Source organism: Rhizosphaericola mali, from assembly GCF_004337365.2.
Taxonomy (GTDB): Bacteria; Bacteroidota; Bacteroidia; order Chitinophagales; family Chitinophagaceae; genus Rhizosphaericola; species Rhizosphaericola mali.
The window spans coordinates 2,393,983-2,419,809 of sequence record NZ_CP044016.1 but is presented as its reverse complement, the minus strand read 5'-3'; the positions used below and the strand labels follow the sequence as shown (position 1 = coordinate 2,419,809).

The 25,827-nt window shown below is 34.1% G+C and carries 20 protein-coding genes; 13 read left to right on the top strand and 7 right to left on the bottom strand.

What is annotated here, in order from left to right:
- Positions 1–7: 7 nt before the first annotated feature.
- The 12 genes from E0W69_RS10580 (at position 8) to E0W69_RS10525 (ending at position 14,757) form a co-directional block, all read left to right on the top strand.
- On the top strand, positions 8–2,443 hold the full coding sequence (locus E0W69_RS10580; protein WP_131330030.1) for an ABC transporter permease: 2,436 nt from the start codon (positions 8–10) through the stop codon (positions 2,441–2,443).
- 12 nt (positions 2,444–2,455) lie between these two features.
- A complete protein-coding gene (locus tag E0W69_RS10575) occupies positions 2,456–4,822 on the top strand; it encodes an ABC transporter permease (RefSeq protein ID WP_131330029.1) in 2,367 nt (788 codons plus the stop codon).
- Between the two features lie 55 nt (positions 4,823–4,877).
- On the top strand, positions 4,878–5,753 hold the full coding sequence (locus E0W69_RS10570; RefSeq protein WP_131330028.1) for an alpha/beta hydrolase family protein: 876 nt from the start codon (positions 4,878–4,880) through the stop codon (positions 5,751–5,753).
- A 168-nt stretch (positions 5,754–5,921) separates the two neighbouring features.
- On the top strand, positions 5,922–6,584 hold the full coding sequence (locus E0W69_RS10565) for an ABC transporter ATP-binding protein (protein ID WP_131330027.1): 663 nt from the start codon (positions 5,922–5,924) through the stop codon (positions 6,582–6,584).
- Between the two features lie 8 nt (positions 6,585–6,592).
- A complete protein-coding gene (locus E0W69_RS10560) occupies positions 6,593–8,029 on the top strand; it encodes a TolC family protein (protein ID WP_131330026.1) in 1,437 nt (478 codons plus the stop codon).
- A 130-nt stretch (positions 8,030–8,159) separates the two neighbouring features.
- Positions 8,160–9,413 carry an L-fucose:H+ symporter permease gene (gene fucP / locus E0W69_RS10555; protein ID WP_131330025.1) on the top strand — a complete coding sequence of 418 codons (1,254 nt, stop codon included), beginning with the start codon at positions 8,160–8,162 and terminating at the stop codon, positions 9,411–9,413.
- A 2-nt stretch (positions 9,414–9,415) separates the two neighbouring features.
- The gene (locus tag E0W69_RS10550; protein ID WP_131330024.1) at positions 9,416–9,754 is read left to right on the top strand and encodes an L-rhamnose mutarotase; all 339 of its coding nucleotides are present in this window, start codon (positions 9,416–9,418) and stop codon (positions 9,752–9,754) included.
- A 4-nt stretch (positions 9,755–9,758) separates the two neighbouring features.
- The gene (locus E0W69_RS10545; protein WP_131330023.1) at positions 9,759–10,520 is read left to right on the top strand and encodes an SDR family NAD(P)-dependent oxidoreductase; all 762 of its coding nucleotides are present in this window, start codon (positions 9,759–9,761) and stop codon (positions 10,518–10,520) included.
- 21 nt (positions 10,521–10,541) lie between these two features.
- Positions 10,542–11,402, top strand: a complete 861-nt coding sequence (locus E0W69_RS10540; protein ID WP_131330022.1) for a fumarylacetoacetate hydrolase family protein — start codon at positions 10,542–10,544, stop codon at positions 11,400–11,402.
- Positions 11,403–11,412: 10 nt separating this feature from the next.
- Positions 11,413–12,252 (top strand): amidohydrolase family protein, encoded by an 840-nt coding sequence (locus E0W69_RS10535; protein WP_131330021.1) that lies wholly within the window; start codon positions 11,413–11,415, stop codon positions 12,250–12,252.
- A gap of 30 nt (positions 12,253–12,282) precedes the next feature.
- Entirely contained in the window at positions 12,283–13,059 is a 777-nt protein-coding gene (locus E0W69_RS10530) for an L-fucose dehydrogenase (protein WP_131330020.1), read from the top strand.
- Between the two features lie 54 nt (positions 13,060–13,113).
- A complete protein-coding gene (locus tag E0W69_RS10525; protein ID WP_131330019.1) occupies positions 13,114–14,757 on the top strand; it encodes a UxaA family hydrolase in 1,644 nt (547 codons plus the stop codon).
- Positions 14,758–14,847: 90 nt separating this feature from the next.
- Here E0W69_RS10525 and rpsA read toward each other — a convergent pair whose 3' ends face one another.
- Complete coding sequence (rpsA, locus tag E0W69_RS10520) at positions 14,848–16,752, bottom strand: 30S ribosomal protein S1 (protein WP_131330018.1); 1,905 nt, start codon at positions 16,750–16,752, stop codon at positions 14,848–14,850.
- A 172-nt stretch (positions 16,753–16,924) separates the two neighbouring features.
- Between rpsA and E0W69_RS10515 the strand changes: the two genes are divergently transcribed.
- Positions 16,925–17,428, top strand: coding sequence for a GtrA family protein (locus E0W69_RS10515; protein ID WP_225321230.1), 504 nt, complete (start codon positions 16,925–16,927; stop codon positions 17,426–17,428).
- On the opposite strand, the gene E0W69_RS10510 is transcribed toward E0W69_RS10515, so the two are convergent.
- The 6 genes from E0W69_RS10510 to E0W69_RS10485 all read right to left on the bottom strand — a co-directional run bounded on the left by E0W69_RS10510 (position 17,425) and on the right by E0W69_RS10485 (position 25,780).
- Complete coding sequence (locus tag E0W69_RS10510; protein WP_131330016.1) at positions 17,425–17,715, bottom strand: hypothetical protein; 291 nt, start codon at positions 17,713–17,715, stop codon at positions 17,425–17,427. The genes E0W69_RS10515 and E0W69_RS10510 overlap by 4 nt on opposite strands.
- Positions 17,716–17,796: 81 nt before the next feature.
- A complete protein-coding gene (locus tag E0W69_RS10505; RefSeq protein WP_131330015.1) occupies positions 17,797–19,404 on the bottom strand; it encodes a Na+/H+ antiporter in 1,608 nt (535 codons plus the stop codon).
- A gap of 59 nt (positions 19,405–19,463) precedes the next feature.
- Entirely contained in the window at positions 19,464–20,900 is a 1,437-nt protein-coding gene (locus E0W69_RS10500) for a TolC family protein (protein ID WP_131330014.1), read from the bottom strand.
- A 23-nt stretch (positions 20,901–20,923) separates the two neighbouring features.
- Positions 20,924–24,094, bottom strand: a complete 3,171-nt coding sequence (locus E0W69_RS10495; protein WP_131330013.1) for an efflux RND transporter permease subunit — start codon at positions 24,092–24,094, stop codon at positions 20,924–20,926.
- A 35-nt stretch (positions 24,095–24,129) separates the two neighbouring features.
- Entirely contained in the window at positions 24,130–25,230 is a 1,101-nt protein-coding gene (locus E0W69_RS10490; RefSeq protein ID WP_131330012.1) for an efflux RND transporter periplasmic adaptor subunit, read from the bottom strand.
- A gap of 130 nt (positions 25,231–25,360) precedes the next feature.
- A complete protein-coding gene (locus tag E0W69_RS10485; RefSeq protein ID WP_131330011.1) occupies positions 25,361–25,780 on the bottom strand; it encodes a hypothetical protein in 420 nt (139 codons plus the stop codon).
- Positions 25,781–25,827: the final 47 nt, after the last annotated feature.

Sequence of the window (25,827 nt, the reverse complement as noted above, 5' to 3'; positions counted from 1 at the left end):
AATAGTCATGTTTAAAAATTACATCCAAATTGCTTTTCGTAGTTTTCAACGAGATAAGGTTTTTTCCTTCATTAATATTATTGGTCTGACTGTGGCATTAACGACTTGTTTGTTTTTATTAACTATAGTGTTAAATGATCTTTCATTTGATCGCAGTTGGAAAAAATCGGATAATATTTATAGGGTGAATACTATAAATAAAATGGGAGAAGGAATGTATAACAAAATGGACGTTTCTTTCGTAGGTTTGGAGAACGAATTTCAAAAATATCCTGAGGTGAGTAGTGTATCAAGGATCATTACTTCAAAGCGTCAATTAAAATTATCAGAAAATACAAGTGATGCGATCAATGTCAATGTATTAGACGCTGATACCACGATGTGGCATTTATTAAATTTTCAAGTGCTTGAAGGTAATCCAAAGAAATTTTTGATTGACGACAATATGCCAAATGTGATTATCTCTAAAAAGTTTAAAGATACCTATTTTCCAAATCAGAATGTTATTGGAAAAATTATATATGGTGTAGATGCATATGAGGATAAAGATCATCCAAGAATTATAACAGGCGTAGTTGATAATTCGCCACAAAATAGTATTTTTCATGCAGATATTATACAAATAAATTTACCCTATAATGGTGTGTTGCAAAATAATCAGTCGGGTACTTTCGTTCAGCACTTTGTCTTATTACACGCAGGAAGTAATCCTCTGACATTTACAAATAAATTTAATTTATGGTACCGCAATTTTGTTAAGGTTAAAAATCCATATCAAATAGAATTGCAGCCACTTAAAGATATTTATTTACATTCTGAATTCTCCAATTCCAATACACCTAAAGGCAGTTATCAAAGTATTGTAATTTTTTCATTAATTGCGGGACTAATATTAGTCATTGCTGCTGTCAACTATATAAACCTCGGAATGGCTAAAGCCACTAAAAGACTAAAAGAAATGGGCGTGCGCCGGATATTAGGTGCTCAAAAAAGACAAATCGCATATGTTTTCATTACAGAATCACTATTATATTTTTCAGTATCCTTATTGCTAGCCTTTATAATATATGTAATGTCTTTACCTTATTTAGGAAATTTGATGGGGCGGTCGATGCAGATTACATTTTTTTCTCAATGGTATCTATTTGCAAGTGCAATTTTTATAATATTTATAATTAGTATTTTAATAGGTGCATATCCAGCTTGGGCTTTATCCAAAATTAATTATTCAATTATAAAGAATGATAGGGTGATTTCTGGCAAATTTTCGCTACAGACATTTGTAAGTAAAAGCTTAGTTATTGTTCAGTTTTCATTATCGATATTAGTTCTAATTTCCTTGATTGTGATATGGAAACAATCCAGTTTTTTGAAAAATAAATCCTTAGGGTTTGATAAAAATAATCTACTAGCCATAGACTTTACATCCTTTGGTAATCATGCAGATGCACTTAAAAATCAACTATTGCAGAATCCTAACGTTGAAAGTGTTGCCTTAACATCTTGGTTGCCTTCTTATGGCGCAGGTTTTATGTCAAATGAAGTGGCGGATCCCAATAATCCTCAAAATAATATCACAATAAATTATATCAAAGGTGATATAGATCTAGCCAAGACATTAGGATTGAAACTACAAAAAGGCAGGTTGTTAAGTCGGGATTATTCTATGGATATAGTTGCCTATGACTCCTTAATGGGTATGGATTCTGCGGGATATATGCAAAAGAGTCGTCAACAATCCTCCCTCATTACTGGGTATACTGCAAATAAATTAGATATAACTCAGTTAGGAAAATCACTTACAAAATTAGGCACAACTCCAGTCGGAATTGTAGGAGATATAAATAACGAATCTCTGAAAAAAACAATGCAACCACTTTTTATTATTGCAGACCGAGATATAAAAGTCGGAGGTTTATTAATACGTGTAAAACCGGGCCATCAACGGAACGCAGAAAAATATATTCATTCTGTTTGGCTTCATTTTTTCCCCAATAAACCTATAGAGATTAGAGAAGTAAGTAATTTATTAGACGCACAGTATAAGGTAGAGAGTACACTACAAAAAGTATTTATTTACTTTAGTATTTTGAGTATAGTATTAGCAACTATGGGAGTTTTTGGTTTGGTGGTGCAATCATTAGTGCAACGAACTAAAGAAATCGGTATTAGAAAGGTATTGGGTGGCTCGAATTTATCTATTGTGAAGTTGTTTTCATTTGAATATTTAAAATTGTTGATAATTGCAATAATGCTTGCATCTCCAATTGGGTATGTATTATTGAAGAATTGGTTAAATAATTATGCCTATAGGATTCATTTGGAATGGTGGATATTTGCTTCGGCTGGTCTTTTGATAATATTAGTAGCTGTTAGTACTGTGGCTGTTCAAACATGGAAATCTGCTATCACCAATCCTGTAAACAGTCTTCGCTCAGAATAAAATACAATAGTCATGTTTAAAAATTACATCCAAATAGCTTTTCGAAATCTTATTCGTAACAAGCAATATGCGTTACTCAATATTATCGGTTTGTCGTTTGGTTTGGCTGTAGTATTGATTATTGCATTGTGGACTTGGGATGCGTTTCAGTTTAATAAGGATTTCGAAAAATATAGTACAATTGGTCAAGTAATGGTGACCGGAACTTATAGTGGAGATAAACAAACGGATCCGATCTGTTCGCCTCCGTTTGCAAGTACATTAAGGACTCAGTATGGCAACTATTTCCAAAATGTAGCATTGGCGACACATCCATCAATGAATGTTTTAGCAAATAAACAAATAAAGATCGAAGGAAATGGTGTATTTGCAGAGAAGGATTTCATAAAGATCTTTCAACCGAAAATGTTAAATGGTAATTCCGTAATAGGTGAGAAGGATATTCTGATTGCGGCTTCTTTAGCCAAAAGTCTATTCGGGATGGATGATCCAATTGGTAAACCAATAACCTTGAATGGAAAAGATATTTTGTCTGTAGCTGGCGTTTTTGAAAATTTTTCTACGCAAACTTCTTTTTATAATAATATACTATATATCGCACCGATTGATATTTTTTATAGTTCTTTACCATATGATAAAGAAAGGTTGTTACAAATGTGGAACCTTAATTATTTTTCCTTGTTCGTACGAACGAATCCCACCAATACATTTGACCAAATATCAGCTAAGATTAAGGATATTGCGGCACCACACGAAACGGACATAAAACCTGAAGTATTTATCTACCCGATGTCTCGCTGGTATTTGCATAATGAATTTAAAAATGGTAAAAATACAGGTGGTCTGATAGATACGGTACGATTGTTTATCGCCATAGGTATTGGCGTTTTACTTTTAGCAATAACCAATTTTGTAAATCTAGCAACTGCACAAAATGCGAGTCGATCGATAGAAGTTGGTGTTAGAAAAGCAATAGGCGCTGGACGTTCCTCTTTGGTTTATCAGTTTTTAGTAGAGTCTTTTTTGTTTGTTCTTATCTCTGGAATGATTGCATTAATATTGGCTCTCGCAGGATTACCTATTTTCAGAAAACTTACTGCAAGTAGTTTGGTATTAGATTTTCCAATCCTTCAATTCATAGGATTGTATTTGTTGGTTTTATTGCTTGTTGGTATGTTAGGCGGTTTGTATCCGGCTTTTTATTTGTCTTCTTTTCAACCTGCTAAAGTTTTAAAAGGACAACTATCAATTGATAGAAAAAATTATTTAAGAAAATCCTTGATTGTCTGTCAATTTTTTATTGCCACTGTTTTGATTTTTATGACGATTCTAGTTTGGCGTCAGATCAACTATGTAAAAGACCGACCGTTAGGTTACGATACCAATAGGTTAGTATATTTCAATACAAAAGATACTTCTTTAGTAAAACATTTTTCTGCTTATAGAACTGCATTATTGAGTAGTAACAGTGTGGAAAATGTTGCGATTGCGACTGCGCCAGTATTTCAAGTACGAGTTGGACGTGGTGGATTTAATTGGGATGGTGGACGTGATAATTCTAATGCTATTTTTGGTACAACGGATGTTTCGCCAGATTTTGCTAATACTGTTGGGTGGCAATTTGTCAAGGGACGTAATTTTGGTGTAAATCATCCGAGTGATAGTGCTGCTATTATTCTAAATGTTGCCGCGGCTAATTATATTGGAAAAGAGGCGCAGATAGGTCATCGTATTCGTTTTCAGGACGTGGATTACACAATTATAGGTATCGTCAAAAATCCCATGATGAATAGTCCTTTCGGAAAAATAGAACCTAGTGTTTTCTTTTTGGATAAAGGGGAGGGTACGTATATTACGATGCGGTTGAAATATGGTCCGTCGACGACTTCTGTATTGCAACAGATAACTAAGATTACCAAAGATTATAGTTCGGGTGCACCCAATTTGTTATTTGTCGATACCTCGTACCAACAAGCATTTATAGAGATTGAACGCAATGCTAAATTTATCAGTATATTTTCTATTTTGGCTATATTTATTGCCGTACTTGGATTGTTTGGTTTGTCTTCTTACGCAGTCGAACAAAAACGTAAAGAAATCGGTATCCGAAAAGTGCTAGGTGCCTCAGTTTTCGTATTATGGAATCAATTTGTAAAAGAATTTTTATGGTTGATTGTTTTCTCACTCATAGTTTCAATTCCGATTTCGATCATTTTGATACGAGATTGGTTGGCTCCATTTGATTATCGAACAAGTATTACTCCCAGTATGTTTATAGTAGGTGTTTTCATTGCGATTGCCATTGCTGTTTTGGCTATCAGTTCGAAAGTGTTGACTGCTGTAAAGGTAAATCCTGTAAACAATCTACGATCTGAATAAGGTAACCTATTTAATAGAATAATCGTCTAAGTCTAGAGTACTAAAAAATAGATACATGAAACCTTATTCTAAAATTATATTATTTATACTATTTTCCATTTTTCTTCATGGTGCAGTATTTGGTCAATCTACCGATATAACTATAAAAGATATACAAATTGTGAATCAAGATGATACTTTATCGGGATCAATATTTATTCCAAAGAAATATTATGCCGCTGTTGTGCTGATTCATGGATCTGGTCAAGAAAAAAGAATGACAGATTTTGCAACACTTTTGGCTAACGAAGGAATTGCCGTATTAACCTATGATAAACGAGGTGTCGGACGATCTGGTGGCATTTACGCAGGTCCTGAAGTTGGAACGAATAATATTGATTCTGCAAATCTACATTTGCTGGCTTCTGATGGAAGCATTGCAATAGACACTTTAAAAAAATATATAAATAGAACCTGTTTTAATGTTGGATTGCTCGGTTGTAGTCAAGCTGGATTTATTATCCCATTAATTGCTCAAAAAAATAAGCAAGTACGATTTGTTGTTATTTTTAGTGGTCCACTTATAACCGCTCGCAAACAATTAAGATTTCAATTTTATACAAATGGAAATCTTAATTTTTGGAATGAGCATACTGAGACTGAGGTTCGTCAGCATATATTTAATGATGCGGATAAATATAATTTTGTAGATACGGATCCTTGCAAATCCCTATCGCAATTAAATATTTTTGGTCTATGGATTTTCGGAGGAAAAGATATTCAAGTGCCAGTGCAGCTATCAATCGAGCATCTCAATTCGCTTAAAAAGAAAAATAAGCACTATGAATATTTATTATTCCCGTCATTAGGACACAATACTGCTTTTTCAAATTCAAAACAACCAATGGTTGCCGCTATTAAATGGATTCAAAACCTTCGATTTAAAAATTGAGATTTGTTATTTTATAACAGCTCATTATCTATAGTGAAATGTTCGTTTTTGTACTAAAAGTGTACGGAAATGAACATTTTTTATTTTTGAGAATAATTTTAATTGTTTGATTTTCAGTCGTTTGTTATTTTGGTATCATTGTAGAATAACTATTTTCAAAATACTAAAATGATACAACTTAAGAATATATTCAAATGGGTACAGCAAGGCGGAAATCGTATTTTTTTACTAAAAGATATCCATCTCGAAATTCAACAAGGTGATTTTATTTCTATCATGGGTCCATCTGGTTCTGGAAAGTCTACGCTGTTGAATATTTTAGGAATGTTGGATTTGCCTGATGAAGGAAGTTATAGTTTTATGGGAGAAGAAATGTATAGTTGGAAAGAAAAGCAACGCCAAGCCATTTTCAAGGAAAATATAGGTTTTGTATTTCAAGCGTATCATTTGATTGACGAATTGACCGTTTACGAAAATATTGAAACGCCTTTACTATATCATAATATCAAGCGTGCAGAGCGTCAATCACTTGTTGCGGATATTTTAGATCGATTCAATATCGTTGGAAAAAAAGATCTATTCCCTTCACAATTGTCAGGTGGCCAACAACAGTTGGTAGGAATCGCGCGGGCATTAATCACTAATCCTAAACTCATATTGGCAGATGAACCAACTGGGAATCTTAGTTCTAAACAAGGAGAGGAGATTATGGAGATTTTCAAAAAGTTGAATGAAGATGGCGTTACAATTATTCAAGTGACTCATTCAGAAAAAAATGCGGCCTACGCCAATAAAACTATACAACTTTTAGATGGACGAATTGAAAATTAATAGCCAAAATGTATAAAAAAATTATAGTTTCTGCTTTTATTTTCTTAATGAGTTTTGTGCAATTGAAAGCGCAGGATTCTTTAATGAAAAATCATATTTATAGTTTGGATAATTGTATTGATATCGCGATAAAAAATAATCCAGACGTAACGACTAAATCCTATTTGGCCTCCTCTTCCAAAATCGGATTAGAACAAGCGAAATCAAATGTTTTTCCAAGTTTAAATGCCTATTTGGGACATTCTTTATATAATGGACGTAGTATTAATATTTATACGAATTCCTATGTGAATCAGTCGTTCAATTCGGGTAATTATAATGTGACGACTAGTTTAACACTATGGAATGGATCTAGTATTCAAAATTATATTAAAAAATGTGCTTTAGATTATAAAGCTTCAGAACTAGAATTACAACAAGCAAAGGATAATCTTACCTTTCAGATAATATTAGATTATCTTTCTGTTTTGGCGTCTAATGAACAATTAATTATTGCAAAATCTCAAGTGGAGACAACGCTTGAGCAGTTAAGGACAATGCAAGTAAAATTTGATAATGGTGTTGTGGGTATGGGAGATCTTTCGGATATTAAAGGACAATATTCTAAGAATGAATTAATGGTTGTGCAGCAAAAAAATGCTTTAGAAAATGCAAAATTGACATTGGCACAAACTATGAATGTCGCTTATGACTCAGCAATTCATTTGGAAGATATTTCAATGATGACTTCGCCCAAAGAATATCCCTCATCTATTGAGGATATTTATATCTCTGCAGCTTCTAAATTAGCGATTGTAAAAGCTGCGGATGCAAGATTAGCTAGTGCATTTAAGAATATTCAATATATAAAAAGTCAAAGAATGCCGTCTTTAGTGTTATCTGGTGGCGCATATACTAATTACTCAAGTGTGGCAACTACTTCTACTTTATTGAGTACGTCTGATGTTGCGAATGGCTCTTATGCCTTAATTAATAATGAGAAATATCCTGTATATGAATCACAATCTACTTATGCTTCACATAATATTTCTTTTGGTAGTCAATGGAAAAATAACATTAATACTTCTGTTGTTTTAGGTTTGAATATTCCTATTTTTAATAGTTTTCAAGTAAAAAATAAAATTAAGCAAGCGAAATTAGATCAAGCGCAAGCAGATTATACTTCTAAAACATTAAGAGTGCAGCTACGTCAAGCTGTGGAGAGAGATTATTTCAATATGAAATTTTCGTTTGATGGATTTAAAAAATTGGCTGAACAAGTAAATGAGTATACTACCTCTCTAAAGGCAGCGACTATAAAATTTGAAAATGGCGTACTTACGACTGTAGATTATATTCTTACTAAAAATAATTATGATCAAGCAAATATGAATCTTGTGGCAGCTAAATACGATTATATCATGCGTACTAAGATTTTAGATTATTATTTAAATGATTTAAAATAAAATATACTTATCGATTTGTTAAAGTATAACTTTTAAATTCTATTAAAATGTTTTCTTGATTATATTTTAGAAAAATTACTATATTCATACAGTCTTAACGATTTACTTGAAATATGAATTAGTTGTTTTTATGAATTCGAAAAACAAATTATCGATTGCTTTATTAACCTCATTATTTTTTTTCTGGGGTTTTATTCACAATTTAGATCCAATTTTAATTCCTCATCTAAGGAACGCATTTAATTTATCCCATTTACAATCTTCTTTTATCGATTCCTCGGTTTATGTCGCCTATTTTTTTATGGCAATACCTGCTGGAATTATTATGAGGAAGGCTGGTTATAAAAATGGAATTATTTCCGGACTATTGTTATTTGGAATCGGGTGTTTTTTATTTGTTCCCGCTGCCAATAGTATTAGTTATCCATTTTTTCTGACTGCATTGTTTATTGTTGCATGTGGTCTCACTACATTAGAAACGGCTGCTAATCCCTATGTTGCCGTATTAGGAGATCCGGAAAAAGGTCCACAACGATTAAATTTTGCCCAATCTTTTAATGGCTTGGCTGCATTTCTTGCACCTATTATCGGTGGTAAATTTATATTAACTAATCATGTCATAACTCCCGAAGAATTAAGTAAATTATCTGATACAGCTAGAAGACTATATATTCAATCTGAAACATCAACAGTAAAAATGCCTTATGTTATATTGGGTATCATAATTTTAATATTAGCAGCAGTTTTTTATTTTGTGAAATTACCTTCAATCAATCAAAATAATTCGAATACTAATAATATTTTTCAAGCATTAAAAATAAAGAATGTAAAGAGTGCCATAACTGCACAATTTTTTTATATAGGTGCTCAAGTTTGTATTTTAAGTTTTATTGTAGTCTTTGCAACTGAAGTTGTAAAAATAAATAGTGATAATGCTCCGAAATACGCAGGATATGCTGGCTTAGCATTTCTGTTAGGTAGATTTTTTGGAACATTTCTGATGAGATTTTTTAATGCAACAAAATTATTAATTTACTTTTCTCTTATAGCCTTTTTGCTCACTATTTATATAGTAACTGGGCAAGGTATTACTACATTATTTGCAATTATTGGGGTCGCATTTTGTATGTCTATTATGTATCCAACAATATTTGCTTTAGGAATACAAGGTGCTGGAAATGAAACAGAATCCGTATCAAGTCTTATTGTAATGTCTATTGTTGGTGGGGCAGTATTACCACCATTGTTAGGTTGGATTTCGGATAAAACAGGCATATTTCAATGGGGATATGTTGTGCCAGCTTTTTGTTTTTTAATTGTTTTGATATTTGCAATTAAAAACAGAAACTACACTCTTCGTGAAAATAAAATAGGAGGGCATTAATTATGGCAATTAAATATTTTGCTTTAGACTTAGTTAATGAGCCAAATTTAATACAAGAGTATGAAAAGTATCATGAAAATATTTGGCCTGAAATCAAGAATAGTATTGTTGCGTCAGGCATAAATAATATGGAAATCTATAGAACTGGTAATCGACTTTTTATGGTTATGGAAATCTCTGGCACATATGATGAAAAAATCAAAACGGAGAATGATATTAATAACCCAATAGTTCAGGAGTGGGAATGCTTAATGTGGAAATATCAACAAGCACTACCTTGGGCAAGACCTGGCGAAAAATGGATCGAATTGAAATCAATTTTTAGTTTACATTCAAAATAGAAAAATGAAATTAATTAACAAAATAGCAGTTGTTACTGGCGCGGGAAGTGGTATTGGCAAAGCTGTAGCAATGAATTTGGCCAAGAATGGGGCGCACGTAATTATTCTTGATTTTAATGATGCCGCTGCCAAAATTACGGCAGACGAAATTATTTTGGAAGGAGGAGTCGCTCATTATTATAAAACGGATGTATCCAATCAAACAAATGTCATAGAGGTCTTTTCTAAAATTGAAAAAATTGATATCTTAATTAATAGTGCAGGAGTATCTCATATTGGTCAAGCTACCAATACTAGTGAAGCTGATTTTGATCGTGTATATAATGTGAATGTTAAGGGCGTATACAATTGTTTATTTGCAGCTTTACCCAAATTGCAAAAAAATGGAGGTGGTGTAATTATTAATATGGCCTCTATCGCTGCACATGTTGGTCTCAATGATCGTTTTGCCTATTCTATGAGTAAAGGTGCAGTGTTTGCAATGACACTGTCAGTCGCCAAAGATTATATTAAAGATGGTATTCGTTGCAATAGTATTTCACCAGCTCGTGTTCATACTCCTTTTGTGGATGGCTTTCTAGCAAAAAACTATCCTGGTAAAGAAAAGGAAATGTTTGAAAAACTATCGGCTACGCAACCAATCGGTAGAATGGCGACTCCTGATGAAATCGCTTATTTAATTGCTTATCTAGTATCAGATGAAGCGAGTTTTATTACAGGGACAGATTATCCGATCGATGGCGGTTTTTTAAAATTAAATAGTTAAAATAAGAAACAATTTACTGAAATGAAATTAATCAGATTTGGAAAGTTTGAAGAAGAGCAGACTGGTGTAATTATAAATGATAAACGTTATAGTACTGCAGATTTTGGTGAAGATTATGATGAGAAATTCTTTGCGACAAACGGCATAGAACGTTTGCATCAATATATAGAACTTAATAAAAATAGTTTGGTAGAAATATCTCCAGATATACGTCTGGGTAGTCCGATTGCACGTCCGTCGAAGATTATTTGTATTGGATTGAACTATGCATTGCATGCAAAAGAAACCAATGCTGAGATACCAGAGGAGCCAATTATATTTTTCAAATCGACTACTTCTCTTTGTGGTCCAAATGATCAAGTAGTTATTCCCAAAAACTCTAAAAAGACAGATTGGGAAGTTGAGTTGGCTGTAATAATTGGAAAAAAAGCATCCTATATTGAAGTTGACAATGCATTGGACTATGTTGCTGGATATGCACTACACAATGATTATAGCGAAAGAGAATTCCAATTAGAACGAGGAGGGCAGTGGGTAAAAGGTAAAAGTTGTGATACTTTTGCTCCATTAGGCCCTTATTTGGCTACAAAGGATGAAATTAAAGATCCTAATAATTTGAATCTTTGGCTAAAATTGAATGGTCGTACCGTCCAAAATAGCACTACTTCAGATTTTATTTTCAATGTACAATCTGTAGTTGCATATTTGAGTCAGTTTATGACTTTACTCCCGGGTGATATTATTTCAACAGGAACTCCGTCTGGTGTTGGCTTGGGCATGAATCCTCAAGTGTATTTGCAACCAGGAGATGTGATAGAATTAGGTATTGAAGGGTTAGGAACTTCTACACAAACAGCAATTGCATATAATTCAAGTTTATAGTTATTATAGTATGATAAAAATCGATAGTCATCAACATTTTTGGAATTTTGATCCTATAAGAGATAGTTGGATAGATGATACTATGAGCGTACTACAAAGAGATTATCTTCCTGATGAATTGTCTTCTATTTTAAAAAAAAATGAGATTTTGGGATGCGTCGCTGTTCAAGCATCAGAATCCCTGGAAGAAAATGAATTCTTAATCGATTTGATGCAAAAAAATGAGATTATAAAAGGTGTAGTTGGTTGGTTAGATTTAACCCAAAAAGATGTAAGTGTAGATTTAGAAAAATATCATAATAGTATCTATATGAAAGGTTTTAGATATGTATTGCAAGATAAAAAGCCACGTGATTTGATTTTAAATCCTTTGTTTTTGCATAATTTAGAGAAACTAGGATTGCGAAATTTTACATATGATATACTCATTTTTCCTGATCAATTAGCCTCTGTTATTGAAATGGTTAAAAAGTTACCAAATCAAAAATTTGTACTGGATCACATAGCCAAACCCAATATTAAAAATGGTGAAATGTCTTCTTGGTGTGAAAATATAAAAGTCCTTTCAAAATATTCAAATGTATATTGTAAAGTTAGTGGGTTAGTAACTGAGGCTGATTGGCAAAAATGGGAAAAGGAAGATTTTTATCCATATTTAGATGTTTTGATAGATGCATTCGGAATAAATAGGTTAATGTTTGGCTCAGATTGGCCAGTCTGTAATCTTGGAGGAACTTATGAGCAAGTGGTAAATATCGTCGATCAATATTTCAATGCATTTTCCATTGAGGAGAAAGAACGATTCTATGGACTTAATACTATAGAATTTTATAGTTTGTCTAATTTTTAACTATTAATCTATGATTTTAATAATTTTCTTATGAATTTAAATTTAAAAGATAAAGTAATTATAGTCACCGGAGGAGCAAAGGGTATTGGCGCAGGGATTGTAAAAGCGCTTTCTCAAGAAGATGCTATTCCTGTAATAATTGGACGAAGTGAAGAAGATAATGTAAAAATGCTTACTAGTTTGAATAAAGGCTTTCAAATTGAGGCAGAATTGTCTGATCCGTTTTCTATAGAGAGGGTAATAAATAAAGTAATAGCGCAGTATGGAAGGATTGATGGGTTGATTAATAATGCTGGACAAAATGATGGTGTGGGTTTAGAAAATGGCAATTATGAAGATTTTTTAAAATCTTATCACAAAAATGTAGTTCATTATTATTTATTGGCACACTATAGTTTGCCCTATCTTAAAAAATCACAAGGAGCTATTGTAAATATTTCTTCCAAAACAGCTGAAACAGGACAAGGAAATACCTCTGGATATGCGGCGTCAAATGGTGCAAGAAATGCATTAACAAGAGAATGGGCGGTAGAACTATTAAAATATAATATAAGGGTTAATGCCATAATTGTCGCTGAGTGCATGACTCCGCAATATGAAACTTGGATTGAAACTTTAACGAACCCTACAGAATCTTTACAATCAATAACTAAAAATATACCCTTAGGAAAAAGAATGACAACTGTAGAAGAAATTGCAGATATGGCAATTTTTTTATTGTCAGAAAAATCTTCACATACAACTGGACAATTAATACATGTAGATGGCGGTTATGTACATCTGGATCGAGCTTTAGCTAATGCCTAAGTGTGTTTTGTTGATTTATTTTATAAAAGTATTTATCGTTTCAAATTATAATAGATGTCTGCGAAAGTATTAAAAGTGAGTCCAAAAGATAATGTGTTGGTAGCATTACAAGATTTATCAAAGGACGATACTGTAACGTACGAAGGTATTAATTACACATTGGTTGAGGATATTCCTGCGAAGCATAAATTTTTCATGCAAGATATGAAACTCGGAGATGAGATCATGATGTATGGTGTCTTGGTCGGTAAGGCTCAAAATTTCATTCCTATGGGGAGTCGTATGACGGTTGAAAATACAAAACATGCTGCGTTGCCATTTTATTATAGATCAGTAGATTATCATTGGACAATTCCAGATATTACTAAATTTCAAGGTCGAACGTTTGATGGATATTATCGTAGTGACGGACGTGTAGGCACTGAAAATTATTGGCTTTTTATCCCGACGGTATTTTGTGAAAATAGAAATTTGGATGTGATAAAAGAATGCCTTTGGAATGAATTAGGATATGGTGTAATAGATAAATATAAAGATTACACTCGTCAATTATTGGATTTGTATAAAAATGGAAACGATTTATCGGAAGAGGTAATTAAGATAAAAGAAGCTAGTATTCCTACTCACCGTATTTTTCCAAATGTAGATGGAATAAAATTTTTAAATCATGAAGGTGGATGTGGCGGCACTCGACAAGATGCTGAGACTTTGAGTAAATTACTTGCAGCTTATGCTGATCATCCAAATGTAGCAGGTATAACTGTTTTGAGTTTGGGATGTCAACATTTACAAGTGGCTAATTTTAAAAAGGATTTATTTGAACGTAATCCTGATTTTGATAAACCGCTTTTAATATTTGAACAACAGAGTAGTAAAAGTGAGGATCAATTGATTAGAGATGCTATTCGTGAAACTATTATAGGTTTGTCGGTAATTAATAAAATAGAGCGGAAAGCTGCAAGTTTGGACAACTTGGTTATTGGCGTTAAATGTGGAGGAAGTGATGGGTTTAGTGGTATATCTGCAAATCCTACAGTTGGCTATTTAGCAGATATGATAGTAGCATTAGGTGGAAAAGTTTTATTAGCTGAATTTCCTGAATTATGTGGTGTTGAGCAAAATTTAATAGATCGAGCTACAGAAAGAGAAACCGCTGAAAAGTTTATTGATTTAATGAAAACATACAATCAACAAGCGGAAAATGTAGGTTCTGGTTTTTATATGAATCCCTCTCCTGGTAATATTAAAGATGGATTAATAACCGATGCGATAAAATCCGCAGGAGCGGCTAAGAAAGGAGGAACTTCTCCTGTTATCGATGTATTAGATTATACTGAGAAAGCGACTAAACCAGGGCTGAGTTTAGTTTGTACTCCTGGTAATGATGTTGAGGCGACTACTGGTAAAACAGCAGCAGGAGCAACTCTTATATTGTTTACAACTGGTTTAGGTACTCCAACTGGAAATCCTATATGTCCAGTGATTAAGGTGGCAAGTAATTCTCAATTAGCTACAAAAATGTCTGACATTATTGATATAGATACTGGTGCAATTATTTATGGTGAAAAAAATATTAAGCAAATGGCAGAAGAAATATTAGAATTATGTATCAAAGTTGCAAGTGGTAAAATGATTACCAAAGCAATGGCATTAAATCAAGATGATTTTATTCCTTGGAAAAGGGGAGTCTCATTGTAAAATACTTATAAGATATACAGTTAAAAACGCCGCCCAGATTAAATCTGAACGGCGTTTCTTTATGCTGTGAAAAGTTGGAAAAGATGATTATTAACCTTTTTCTTCTTCTTTCAATTTAGCTTTAATTTCAGCTAAAGCACCTAAATCTCCAAGAGTTGTTTTTTCATTCTTGTTTTGAGATTGGATATTTTTAACTGCTTGTTTAGTTGACTCTTGTTCAGCACGAGCTTCTTTTTTCACTGCTTCTTCAGCTGCGTGTTGAGCTTGTTCCCAAATACGAGCGTGACTTAAAACGATACGTTTTTCATTACGATCAAATTCGATAACTACAAAGTTATTAGTTTCATCCAAAGCTACAGATGAACCGTCTTCTTTAGCCAAATGTCTGTTAGGAACGAATCCTTCCAAACCGTAAGGTAATTGTACGATAGCACCTTTGTCATCTTTACGGATAACAGTACCTTCATGGATAGAACCGATAGCGAATGTATCTTCCAATGCATTCCAAGGATCTTCTTCCAATTGTTTGTGTCCTAATTGTAATTTGCGGTTTTCTTTATCGATAGCTAAGATGATAGTATCGATGCTGTCACCAACTTTTACATATTCAGATGGGTGATTGAAGCGTTTCAACCAGCTTAAGTCGCTGATGTGGATCATACCGCCAATACCTGGTTCCAATTCAACAAATACACCGTAAGGAGTAATGTTTTTAACTAAACCAGCGTGTTTGCTGTTTTCAGGGAATTTATTTTCGATAGTATCCCAAGGATCTTCTGTTAATTGTTTGATAGAAAGGCTCATTTTGCGAGCTTCTTTATCTAATGTAACAACTTTAGCTTCGTGTTCGTCGCCAAGTTTGAAGAATTCTTTAGCGTTAATTGGAGTATTTGCCCAAGTAATTTCACTTACGTGAACCAAACCTTCAACACCTGGTAAGATTTCCAAGAAAGCACCGTAGTCTTCAATGTTAACTACTTTACCTTTTACTTTAGCACCTTCTACAATTGTTTCTGGTAATACATCCCAAGGATGAGGAGTCAATTGTTTCAAGCCAAGGCTGATACGTTTTTTGTCGTCGTCGAAATCTAATACAACAACGTTCAATTTTTGGTCTAATTTCAACACTTCTGATGGGTGTGAAATACGTCCCCATGAAATATCTGTGATATATAACAAACCGTCTAAGCCACCAAGGTCCATGAATGCACCGAAGTCTGTAATGTTTTTAACAGTACCTTCCAATACTTGACCTTTTTCCAATTTGCTGATGATTTCTGCACGTTGAGCTTCGATATCGCTTTCGATAAGAGCTTTGTGAGATACAACCGCATTTTTGATGGTTTCGTTAACTTTAACAACTTTGAATTCCATAGATTTGCCTACGAATTGGTCGTAATCAGTTACTGGTTTAACATCAATTTGAGAACCTGGTAAGAATGTTTCCATTCCGAATACATCTACGATCAAGCCACCTTTAGTTTTGCTAGTAACTGTACCTGTAACAATTTCGCCAGTTTTGTGAACTTCAACGATTTTTTCCCAAGCACGGAAGATACGAGCAGAACGACGACTTAAATGTAAGTGTCCTTGACGGTCTTCTTTTTCTACAACCATAACTTCTACTTTGTCACCAATAGACAAAGATGGAAGATCACGGAATTCGTTCAAAGAAATCAAACCATCAGATTTGAATCCGATGTTGATCACGCCATCAGTTTTAGTCAAACCAACGACAAGACCTTCAACTAATTCACCATCTTCAATTTGAACAAATGTATTTTCGTACACTTGATCATATTTTTCTTGTTCTTCTTTTGTGTAATGAGAAACGTTACGTTTGTCAACACTCCAATCGAAGTCATCATGAGCAGTTGCCGGAGCTTCTACTTCAGTTTGCGCAGGTGCATTTGTTGTCGCTGTAGTTGCCTCAGTAGCTACTGGTGCATTCTCCTGTGCTTCAGCGTTTGGATTTACAATATTGTTTTCGCTCATAAAAATTTCCCCGAGGATTTTGATTCGGGACCGCAAAGGTACAAAGAAATTATGAATGATGAATTTTGAATTATGAATGTTGTGTCAATCTCTTAATTATCAATACATCTTCAAATTATCGAATTGACAAATTCTCTCTATATAAGGCTTTTGATTATCTTCGCGCGCCATTATGTACAAGATTCATACTTTATTAAAGCAGTCTATTTTGTCGACGATAGATTTTTTCTATCCTCCATTTCGCCGATTTTTACCCTTACAGACCTTTAGATATGCAGCGTGTGGAGGGTTTAATCTTGGACTAAGTATTGTATTGTATCCATTGATTTACAATTTTATTTTAGAGCAATCTATTGTGTATCTAGGACCAATTGTAATTTCTGCAAATATCGCTACATTGTTTATTGCTTTTTTGATCACTTTTCCGATTGGATTTTATCTGAGTATGTTTGTCGTATTTCAAGGTTCGGAATTATCAAAAAAAATACAATTATTTAGGTATTTTGTTGTGGTGATCATTTGTTTAATACTCAATTATGCGTTGATGAAATTATTTGTAGGTGTTTTTCATTGGTGGCCAACGCCTTCCTATTATGTAAATGTTGTATTGGTTACGGCTTTCAGTTATTTTTCTCAACGTTATTTCTCCTTTAAGGGCAATCAAGCAAATCATTAGTATACAAATACTTTAGGCTGCAAGGACCATTTCTCTTGGAAATGTTGGATGATGCGTTTCAAAAAGGTTTTATTACACCATGTTCCTGTCTGATTGTAGACCTTCAAACTCTCGAAAAAAACATCATGGTCGTCCGAAATTAATCGGCTCAGAAAGCCTTCTAATTCACGATGGATGGATTTTAACCTATCCAAATCCACAGATTCGTTTAATGACTTTACTTGATCCATGAACCCATTTAAATGATTCATGATTTCTGCTTTTGTTAGATTCATTTCCTTTTTCATAATCGCAATATTTAAAATGAAATAATATACTAACAAATGTAAGTGAAATTAATCTCGATTGGTGTTAATATAGTAAAAAAATTAATGTTTGATTTTGCGTAATCTAGCTTCTTCTAGATCTAATTCATTCTCTTTATTCCGGATAATATATTCTGGATAGGTTTGTTCTATACGTAATTTGGTTAAGCTTTTCCGTTTTAGATCAATGATTTCCAATAGTAATTGATTGAATTTAGACATGCTATTTTCTCTTTTTGCATCTTCTGTGACAACCGGACGTTCTTCATTGTCTTCCAACATCTGATTGTAAAAATCTCTAATTCGGATAAAGCTTGCATTATTTTCACACTCAGTTTCATATTTTTCATGCATAAAACTTAATACTTGCTCAGCTATGAGCACATTGATTGAGCCAATGGATGCTTGTGAGTTGTCATTCACTTCAATATGTAACCATTTAATAATGAATGGTAAGAGTAATCCTTGAATCACCAAAGTGACAAATATGACCACAAAAGTGATGAACAAAATTAAATTTCTATGTGGAAAATCATCCCCATTTGCCATCTTAAAAGGGATATATAATGCAGATGCCAACGAGACGACACCACGCATACCACTCCAACCAATAATGAAATAAGATTTCCATTCTGTTGAAAAGGGTTGCATGTATTTTTTCCCAAATTTTCCACGTACTTTTTCTGTAAAAGAGGTCAAAGGAAATACCCAGAAAAAACGAACTATAATTGCAGTCAAACTAATAAGGAGACCATAGCCAATTGCTTCTTTCAATGAATATTCACCCAAGCCGTCAATTATATCTGGTAATTGTAATCCTATGAGCATGAAAATAACACCATTCATCAGAAAGACCATCATGTCCCAAACACTACTCATTTGCAATCGTGAATTATACGAAAGCATAATATTTGACTTGGAATTTAAAAGCAAACCTCCCGAAACTACCGCCAAAACTCCTGATGCATCAAAATGCTCCGCTGTTAAATAGGCTAAATATGGAAATATGAATGTAATTGTCGTGTCAATACTCGGTGTTGTTGGTAGAAAACGCAAAAAGAAATAGACGATGACAGCAATTGCCAATCCTATAAAAATACCCAAACCAGCAATCCAAAAAAAACTTGCGCCTGCTTTCCAAAATACAAACTGTCCAGTGAGCACAGCCGCCAACGCGAATCTAAATACAACGAGAGAGGATGCGTCATTAATCAGACTTTCTCCTTCTAATATAGCTTTAACTTTGGATGGGACTTTGAGTCCATTCAATACAGATGTGGCTGCAACAGCATCAGGTGGAGAAATAATACCTCCAAGTACAAATCCAAGAGCTAATCCAAAACCCGGGATAAAATAATGTGCTACTAATGCGACCGTCAGTGATGTAAAAAATACTAATCCAAGTGATAGACGTCCGATGGATCGTTTAAATTTTAATAATTGGCTAAAAGAGGTATTCCACGCTGCCTCGAATAATAAAGGAGGTAAGAATATTATAAATACTAAATCTGGATCTAAAGATATATGCAATCCTTTTGGCGACATTCCTATCAATAAACCAGATATAACCAAAAAAATCGGATACGAAATCTTCATTTTTTGACTTGCCATAGAAAGCATGGCAACTAACATCAATAGGATAATAACTAGTAAAAGATTGTTTGCAAACATATATGTATGATTGCCTTAAATATACATTTTACATGTAAATTATCCTATTTTTTTATAGTTTATTTCCAGCCGCCGCCAACAGAGCGGTATATGTCAACAATGGAGAGCATGATGTCTTTTTGTTTATTTACAAGTTCCAATTGCGCTTGTAACATACTTTTCTGTGCGGAAATAATTTCCAAATAACCAGCATAACCGCCAAAATATAAATCATTTGCCGAAATGACGCCATCTTGCAAGGCTTTTACCTCTTGACTTTTTTGAGACATTATTTTTTTATTCGTTTCTAAATTATTGAAACTTGTTGCAACCTCTTGGTATGCATTAAGTGTACTTTTTTGAAATTCGTAAAAGGCAGTTTGTTGCTCGGCTGTAGCAATATTAAAGTTCGCTTTTAATTGATTTTTTAGAAAAATAGGTGCGGATAACCCACCAGCGAGCGAATAAGCAATAGATTTTCCGTTAAATAAAAATGTGCCATTAAATGCGTTAAATGCTGCAAATGCATCTATTTTGAATGAAGGTAAAAAAGCAGCTTTCGCAGATTTTACATTTGCTTTAGCGGATTCTAAACTGTACAATGCACTTTTGATATCAGGACGATTTTGCAATAATTCGGATGGAAAACCAATGTTGATTTGTTGCATTTTTTCATTTTGTAAAAATGTAGTATCTCGATCTATTTTTTTACCAAAAGTTCCGATGAGTGTATTTAATTGATTTTCTGTTGCTTTGATTTTTTGGTCAATCGTTGTCTGAGATGCTTGCGTATTGAGTAATTGTCCTTGAAATTGTTGGATTGCTAATTGCGTTGCGCGACCGCCATCCATCAAGGCTTTCACATTATCCAAAGCGGTTTGTTGCAAAACTTCGTTTTGTTCTAATATGTTTTTTTCTTTATCCAAACCTTGCAATGTGTAATACAAACCAGCGACTTGAGAAATTAAGATCGTTTGCACCAGATTTTTACCTTCACTACTTGCCAAATATTTAGATAATTCCGCCTTCTTTTTGTTGCGCAATTTACCCCAGAGATCCGCTTCCCACGAACTATTGAAACCCAACCAATAATTGGGCGAAAATTGCTCATTGATTTTTTGGTTATCGGTAATATTATCCGAAAGGTTGGTGTCATAATTACCGACTCCGTCCATCGTATATTTCCCATAGTGTGTGCCAGATGCATTGACATCAAAGGTTAAAGAGGGGAGAAGCGCACCTTTCGCCATTTGTAAATAAACGCCCGTAATTTGAATTTTTTGATTGGCAATGAGTAAATCCGGATTGTAAATAAGTGCCGTATCAATCAATTGGCATAAGGACGTATCTGGAAAAAAAGTCTTCCAAGGTAGTTGCGAAATATTAGACGCAGTATCTTGATTGGAATCAAAAGATTCAGGTAAAGATGGTGCTGTTGGTAAGGTTGCAATTTGAGGTGTCTTACAACCCCAAAATACAACGATAATTATGGAAAATAAATAAGAAATATATTTCATTTTGAATTATTAATATTTGAATATTAATGAGTCGATTTTGTGACTTTTGCAGTTTGTTTTTTCTCCGACATTGATGCAAAAATGACGTACAAGCCTGGGATGATAAATATGCCAAAAATGGTTCCAATCAACATGCCACCAGCGGCGGCAGTTCCTATAGAACGATTGCCTAATGCACCCGCACCACTAGCAATACATAGTGGAATTAAACCTGCATTAAATGCAAATGAAGTCATCAATATGGGACGCAAACGGGATGCCGCGCCTTCAATAGCTGCTTTTGTAATGGATAGCCCTTCATTGGTATGTCGCTGAATTGCTATTTCAATAATTAATATGGCATTTTTTCCTAATAATCCTATGAGCATGACTAATGCAACTTGCGCGTAAATATTATTTTCCAAGCCTGCCAATTTCAATACAAGAAAAGAACCGAAAATCCCAATCGGCAAACTCAATAATACGGCTAAAGGCAATAGGAAACTTTCATATTGTGCAGACAATAATAGATAAACAAATAGCAAACAGACACCGAAAATCATAATTGTTTGATTGCCTGATAATATTTGTTCTCTTGTCATTCCAGACCATTCGAAACTAAAACCGCGAGGCAATTTTTCCTTGGATACAGATTCCAATGTTTTAATCGCATCGCTGCTGCTGTAACCTTGTGCTGCATCTCCGTTTAACATTGCGGACGTGTACATATTGTAACGTGTCAATTGTTCTGGACCAAATACTCTTTCTAAAGAAACAAACGAACTATAGGGTACCATCGAACCACTATCATTTTTTACATATAATTTTAATATATCGGATGGTTGCGCACGGTATTCTGGTCCTGATTGTACATAGACCTTGTACATTTGATTAAAACGAATGAAATTTGTAGCATATGTACTACCCAACAATGTTTGTAAATTTCCCATTGCATTGTCCACTGTAACGCCTCTTTTTGCCGCCATATCATAGTCAATATTGATCATGTATTGAGGGAAACTAGCGTCAAATGTGGTAAATGCACTTCCTATTTCCTTACGTTTTTTTAGCGTTTCAATAAAGTCTTTTGTTACTTGTGCGGTATACTGAACATCCCCACTTCCCGTTTTATCCAAAATTCTAAATTCAAAACCACTTGAATTACCAAAACCAGGAACTGTCGGTGGAGGGAAAAATTCTATCTGTCCGTCGGTGTATTTTTTAGTATTCTTTTTGAGTTGCGCAATTATGTCATCGACTGATTCTTTTCGCTCTTCCCAGCCTTTTAAATTGATCATTCCCATACCATAAGAGGCACCTGCAACTTCATTGACCAAACTATAACCTGAAAGTGTAGATACAGTTTCTACCGCATCTAATTTCTCGGCTTCTTTTTGGATCGATGCCAATACTTTTTCTGTTCTTTCAACGGTTGCACCTGGAGGTGTGGTAACATTTACATAGATCATTCCTTGATCTTCCGTTGGGATAAATCCGGTTGGCAGTGATTTATTTACTATCCAAATGCCAATGGTAAAAAGAACAACGACTCCAATTGTAAGCCATTTTTTCTCTACCATTTTGGATAAAATGTATTTGTATTTGTTCTCCACTTTACTATAGCCTTGATTGAATTTTTTGAAAAAATTGGCTAGTAAATTCCATTTTTTCTTCTCTTTTGGGGGAACTTTTATACCTTCTTTTGTATGGTTATTTTTTAATAAAATAGCACATAGGGCAGGCGATAATGTCAATGCATTTACACCAGAAATTAATATGGCAAATGCCAATGTCAATGAAAATTGTCGATAAAATACGCCGACAGGACCAGACATAAACGCCACGGGGATAAATACGGCAGACATGACCAATGTGATTGCAATGATGGCTCCGCTAATTTCTTTCATCGCTGCAATGGATGCATCTAAAGGAGACAAGAATTCTTCTTCCATTTTTACGTGAACCGCTTCCACTACTACAATTGCATCATCAACTACAATTCCAATCGCCAGAACCAATGCAAATAAGGTCAATAGATTGATAGAGAAACCTAACATATTAAGAAACGCAAACGTTCCAATAAGTGCCACCGGAACTGCAATAGCAGGAATTAATGTCGAACGAAAATCTTGCAAGAAGATAAATACAACTATAAATACTAGGATAAATGCTTCTATTAAAGTATGTACAACTTCATTAATGGACGCATCCAAAAAGCGACTCACGTCATAGGCTAAATTAAATTCCATTCCGGGAGGAAAACTGGTATTTTTCAACTCCGTCATTTTGGATTTAATATTTTCAATGACTTCTTTTGCGTTAGAACCAGGTCTTTGTTTGACCATAATAGATGCCGATGGGCGACCATCTGTTTTGGAAAGCATTCCATAAGTTGCAGATCCAAATTTAACCTCAGCAATATCACGAACTCTTAAAACTGAACCGTCTGGATTGGCACGAATAATTAGATCACGATATTGGGATGGTTCAAAAAATTTGCCCGAATAACGTACTACATATTGTAATACTTGAGATTTTTGCCCTGAACTTTCCCCTACTTTTCCTGGTGCCGCTTCTACATTTTGTTTGCGTAGCGCATTGATAACTTCTTCCGTAGAAACATTGAATGCCAACATTTTTTCTGGTCGCAACCATACGCGCATCGCATATTCTTGTTGGCCCATGATTTCTGCACGACCAACGCCATCAATTCTCTTTAACTCTTGTAAAATATTGATATCTGCAAAGTTGAAAATAAATTGTTCGTCCAAAGTCGTGTCTTTACTGGTAAGATTGAGATACATCAACATGCTATTGACTTCTTTTTCCGTAGTTACACCCGCTTTGATGACTTCTTCTGGTAATTCATCTAAAATCGTTGTCACCCTATTTTGAACGTTCACTGCCGCCAAGTCAGGATCAATTCCTACTTCAAAGAAAACTTGGATTACGGTAATACCGTCGTTGCTCGTTACTGTTGACATATAAGTCATTCCTGGTACTCCATTGATGGCGCGTTCTATCGGCATCGCAACAGCTCTTGCAGATACATCGGCATTCGCTCCCGTATATTTTGCAGTTACAGTTACGGAAGGAGGTACGATATCCGGAAATTGAGTTACGGGCAATTTATTCAGTGCCAATAATCCAACTAATAAAATAATGAGAGAAATAACCAGCGACAATACTGGCCTTTTTATAAATAATGAGGTCATGAATAATTACATTTTAAAATGAAAAAATGGAAAATCTAATTCTTGCGAATCTCGATTTTCATTCCGTCGCGAAGATTTTGGACTCCTTCATAGACAATTTTATCTTTCAAGTCAATGCCTGAAAGAACAATGTAATATTTACCTACACGGCTTCCTGGTTCGAAGCTTTTCATATGTACCACATTGCTATCATTGACAGCAAATACATAATTTTTATCTTGAATTTCAAAAACACATTTTTGCGGAATCAAAATAGCATTTTTTACTTCTTTGTGTAAAATGACGGTACCAGAGGAATTATGATGCAATATTTTCAATGGATTGGAAAAAATAGCACGATAAGCGATAGAACCCGTTCCTGGATCGATGACGCTTTCAGATCTTTGAATTTTTCCTTTATAGGGATATGGGCTTCCATCTGTCAACAATAAAGAGGCGCTGTCACTATAAATGGCACTTTTGTTATCTGCATTTGCACGAATCAATTTGAGATATTCTGTTTCAGGTAAATCAAAATATGCAAACATTGTCGTCAGGTCGGAAATGTTGGTAAATAGCGAACCTTCTTCAACTAAACTACCCACTTTAAGTGGCAGTCTGTCAATCACACCATTGAAAGGCGCTTTGATATAAGTGTAAGATAATTGTTTCGCAAAATTGTCTCGAATTGCTTTTGCTTCGGCAACTTTGGCTTGCAATGCCAATAATCTTTCTTTCGAAAGATCTAATTCGGACGGTGTAACGACTTTTTTCTTGACCAAACCTTGAACACGATTTTGCTCGATCTCGGCAGCAGATGCATCTGCAATAGCACTGCTAACAGCTGCTTTAGACTGATCTAATTGGATTTGTAATTCGTCATTTGAAATTTTGAATAATACTTGTCCTTTTTTTACCACTTCACCTTCATCGACGAAAGTATTTTCCAAAATTCCACGAACGCGAGATCGAATTTCTACATTTTTGATCGCTTGTATGTTGGTGACATAAGGCTGATCCATCAATGTATCTTTAATTACAGGATGAGTGATGGGTAACACGGGTACAGAACTCTCTTCGCTTGATTCGTTTGCGTTGGTTTTACAGCTGAAAATTCCCAATAGGGAACATAATAAAATAATATAATAGCGCGACATATTTAATTGCCAGATTAGTTATTTGATTAGATGTAACATGTGTTTATTATTCGAATAGATATAACAGTTTTCCAATAAATTAATACGTGTTAATTATTGGACATAGAAATGCTTATGCAAAATCAAATGACTAAAACGGAGTCAGCAGAAAGAGATAATGGTAATATTTTGGCTTGATTAATTCAGCGTAACTGAAATAATGTCTTTGTGGTAATGCACTTATTGCTTCGAATGAATAAGCCGTAATTGGATTGAAGTCCGCTTTTTCAATAGTTGCTTGGCAAAGTAAATTGTGAGGGATCGAAGCTGTTTTTACATAATGCGTTCCGATATCGCCGCTATCAGATTGCTCTTCTAAATGTAAAATATCTTTTAAAACAAACTCTACAAAAGAATCATTTGCATCCTCAATTTCTTCTGTATCTCCAATTGCAGTAAGGTACGTGCAATTAGCTCTCAACGCCAATGGTAGGTTACAATAACCCGGAACTGCCGTAAGAATATTGAAATAAGAAAATAATAGTAAAAAAAGCAAAAACTTCCTTCTCACGCTGGCAAGTTACAAAATTGTAGATACATGACCTATCAGAAAATAAG

Excerpts from the sequence above, each read along its gene's own strand:
- E0W69_RS10490 (WP_131330012.1), bottom strand. The coding sequence starts at position 25,230 with ATGTCGCGCTATTATATTATTTTATTATGTTCCCTATTGGGAATTTTC.
- fucP (WP_131330025.1), top strand. The coding sequence starts at position 8,160 with ATGAATTCGAAAAACAAATTATCGATTGCTTTATTAACCTCATTATTT.
- E0W69_RS10495 (WP_131330013.1), bottom strand. The coding sequence starts at position 24,094 with ATGACCTCATTATTTATAAAAAGGCCAGTATTGTCGCTGGTTATTTCT.
- E0W69_RS10535 (WP_131330021.1), top strand. The coding sequence starts at position 11,413 with ATGATAAAAATCGATAGTCATCAACATTTTTGGAATTTTGATCCTATA.
- E0W69_RS10500 (WP_131330014.1), bottom strand. The coding sequence starts at position 20,900 with ATGAAATATATTTCTTATTTATTTTCCATAATTATCGTTGTATTTTGG.
- E0W69_RS10560 (WP_131330026.1), top strand. The coding sequence starts at position 6,593 with ATGTATAAAAAAATTATAGTTTCTGCTTTTATTTTCTTAATGAGTTTT.
- E0W69_RS10510 (WP_131330016.1), bottom strand. The coding sequence starts at position 17,715 with ATGAAAAAGGAAATGAATCTAACAAAAGCAGAAATCATGAATCATTTA.
- E0W69_RS10540 (WP_131330022.1), top strand. The coding sequence starts at position 10,542 with ATGAAATTAATCAGATTTGGAAAGTTTGAAGAAGAGCAGACTGGTGTA.
- E0W69_RS10580 (WP_131330030.1), top strand. The coding sequence starts at position 8 with ATGTTTAAAAATTACATCCAAATTGCTTTTCGTAGTTTTCAACGAGAT.
- E0W69_RS10515 (WP_225321230.1), top strand. The coding sequence starts at position 16,925 with ATGTACAAGATTCATACTTTATTAAAGCAGTCTATTTTGTCGACGATA.
- E0W69_RS10505 (WP_131330015.1), bottom strand. The coding sequence starts at position 19,404 with ATGTTTGCAAACAATCTTTTACTAGTTATTATCCTATTGATGTTAGTT.
- E0W69_RS10570 (WP_131330028.1), top strand. The coding sequence starts at position 4,878 with ATGAAACCTTATTCTAAAATTATATTATTTATACTATTTTCCATTTTT.
- rpsA (WP_131330018.1), bottom strand. The coding sequence starts at position 16,752 with ATGAGCGAAAACAATATTGTAAATCCAAACGCTGAAGCACAGGAGAAT.
- E0W69_RS10550 (WP_131330024.1), top strand. The coding sequence starts at position 9,416 with ATGGCAATTAAATATTTTGCTTTAGACTTAGTTAATGAGCCAAATTTA.
- E0W69_RS10525 (WP_131330019.1), top strand. The coding sequence starts at position 13,114 with ATGTCTGCGAAAGTATTAAAAGTGAGTCCAAAAGATAATGTGTTGGTA.
- E0W69_RS10565 (WP_131330027.1), top strand. The coding sequence starts at position 5,922 with ATGATACAACTTAAGAATATATTCAAATGGGTACAGCAAGGCGGAAAT.
- E0W69_RS10545 (WP_131330023.1), top strand. The coding sequence starts at position 9,759 with ATGAAATTAATTAACAAAATAGCAGTTGTTACTGGCGCGGGAAGTGGT.
- E0W69_RS10530 (WP_131330020.1), top strand. The coding sequence starts at position 12,283 with ATGAATTTAAATTTAAAAGATAAAGTAATTATAGTCACCGGAGGAGCA.
- E0W69_RS10575 (WP_131330029.1), top strand. The coding sequence starts at position 2,456 with ATGTTTAAAAATTACATCCAAATAGCTTTTCGAAATCTTATTCGTAAC.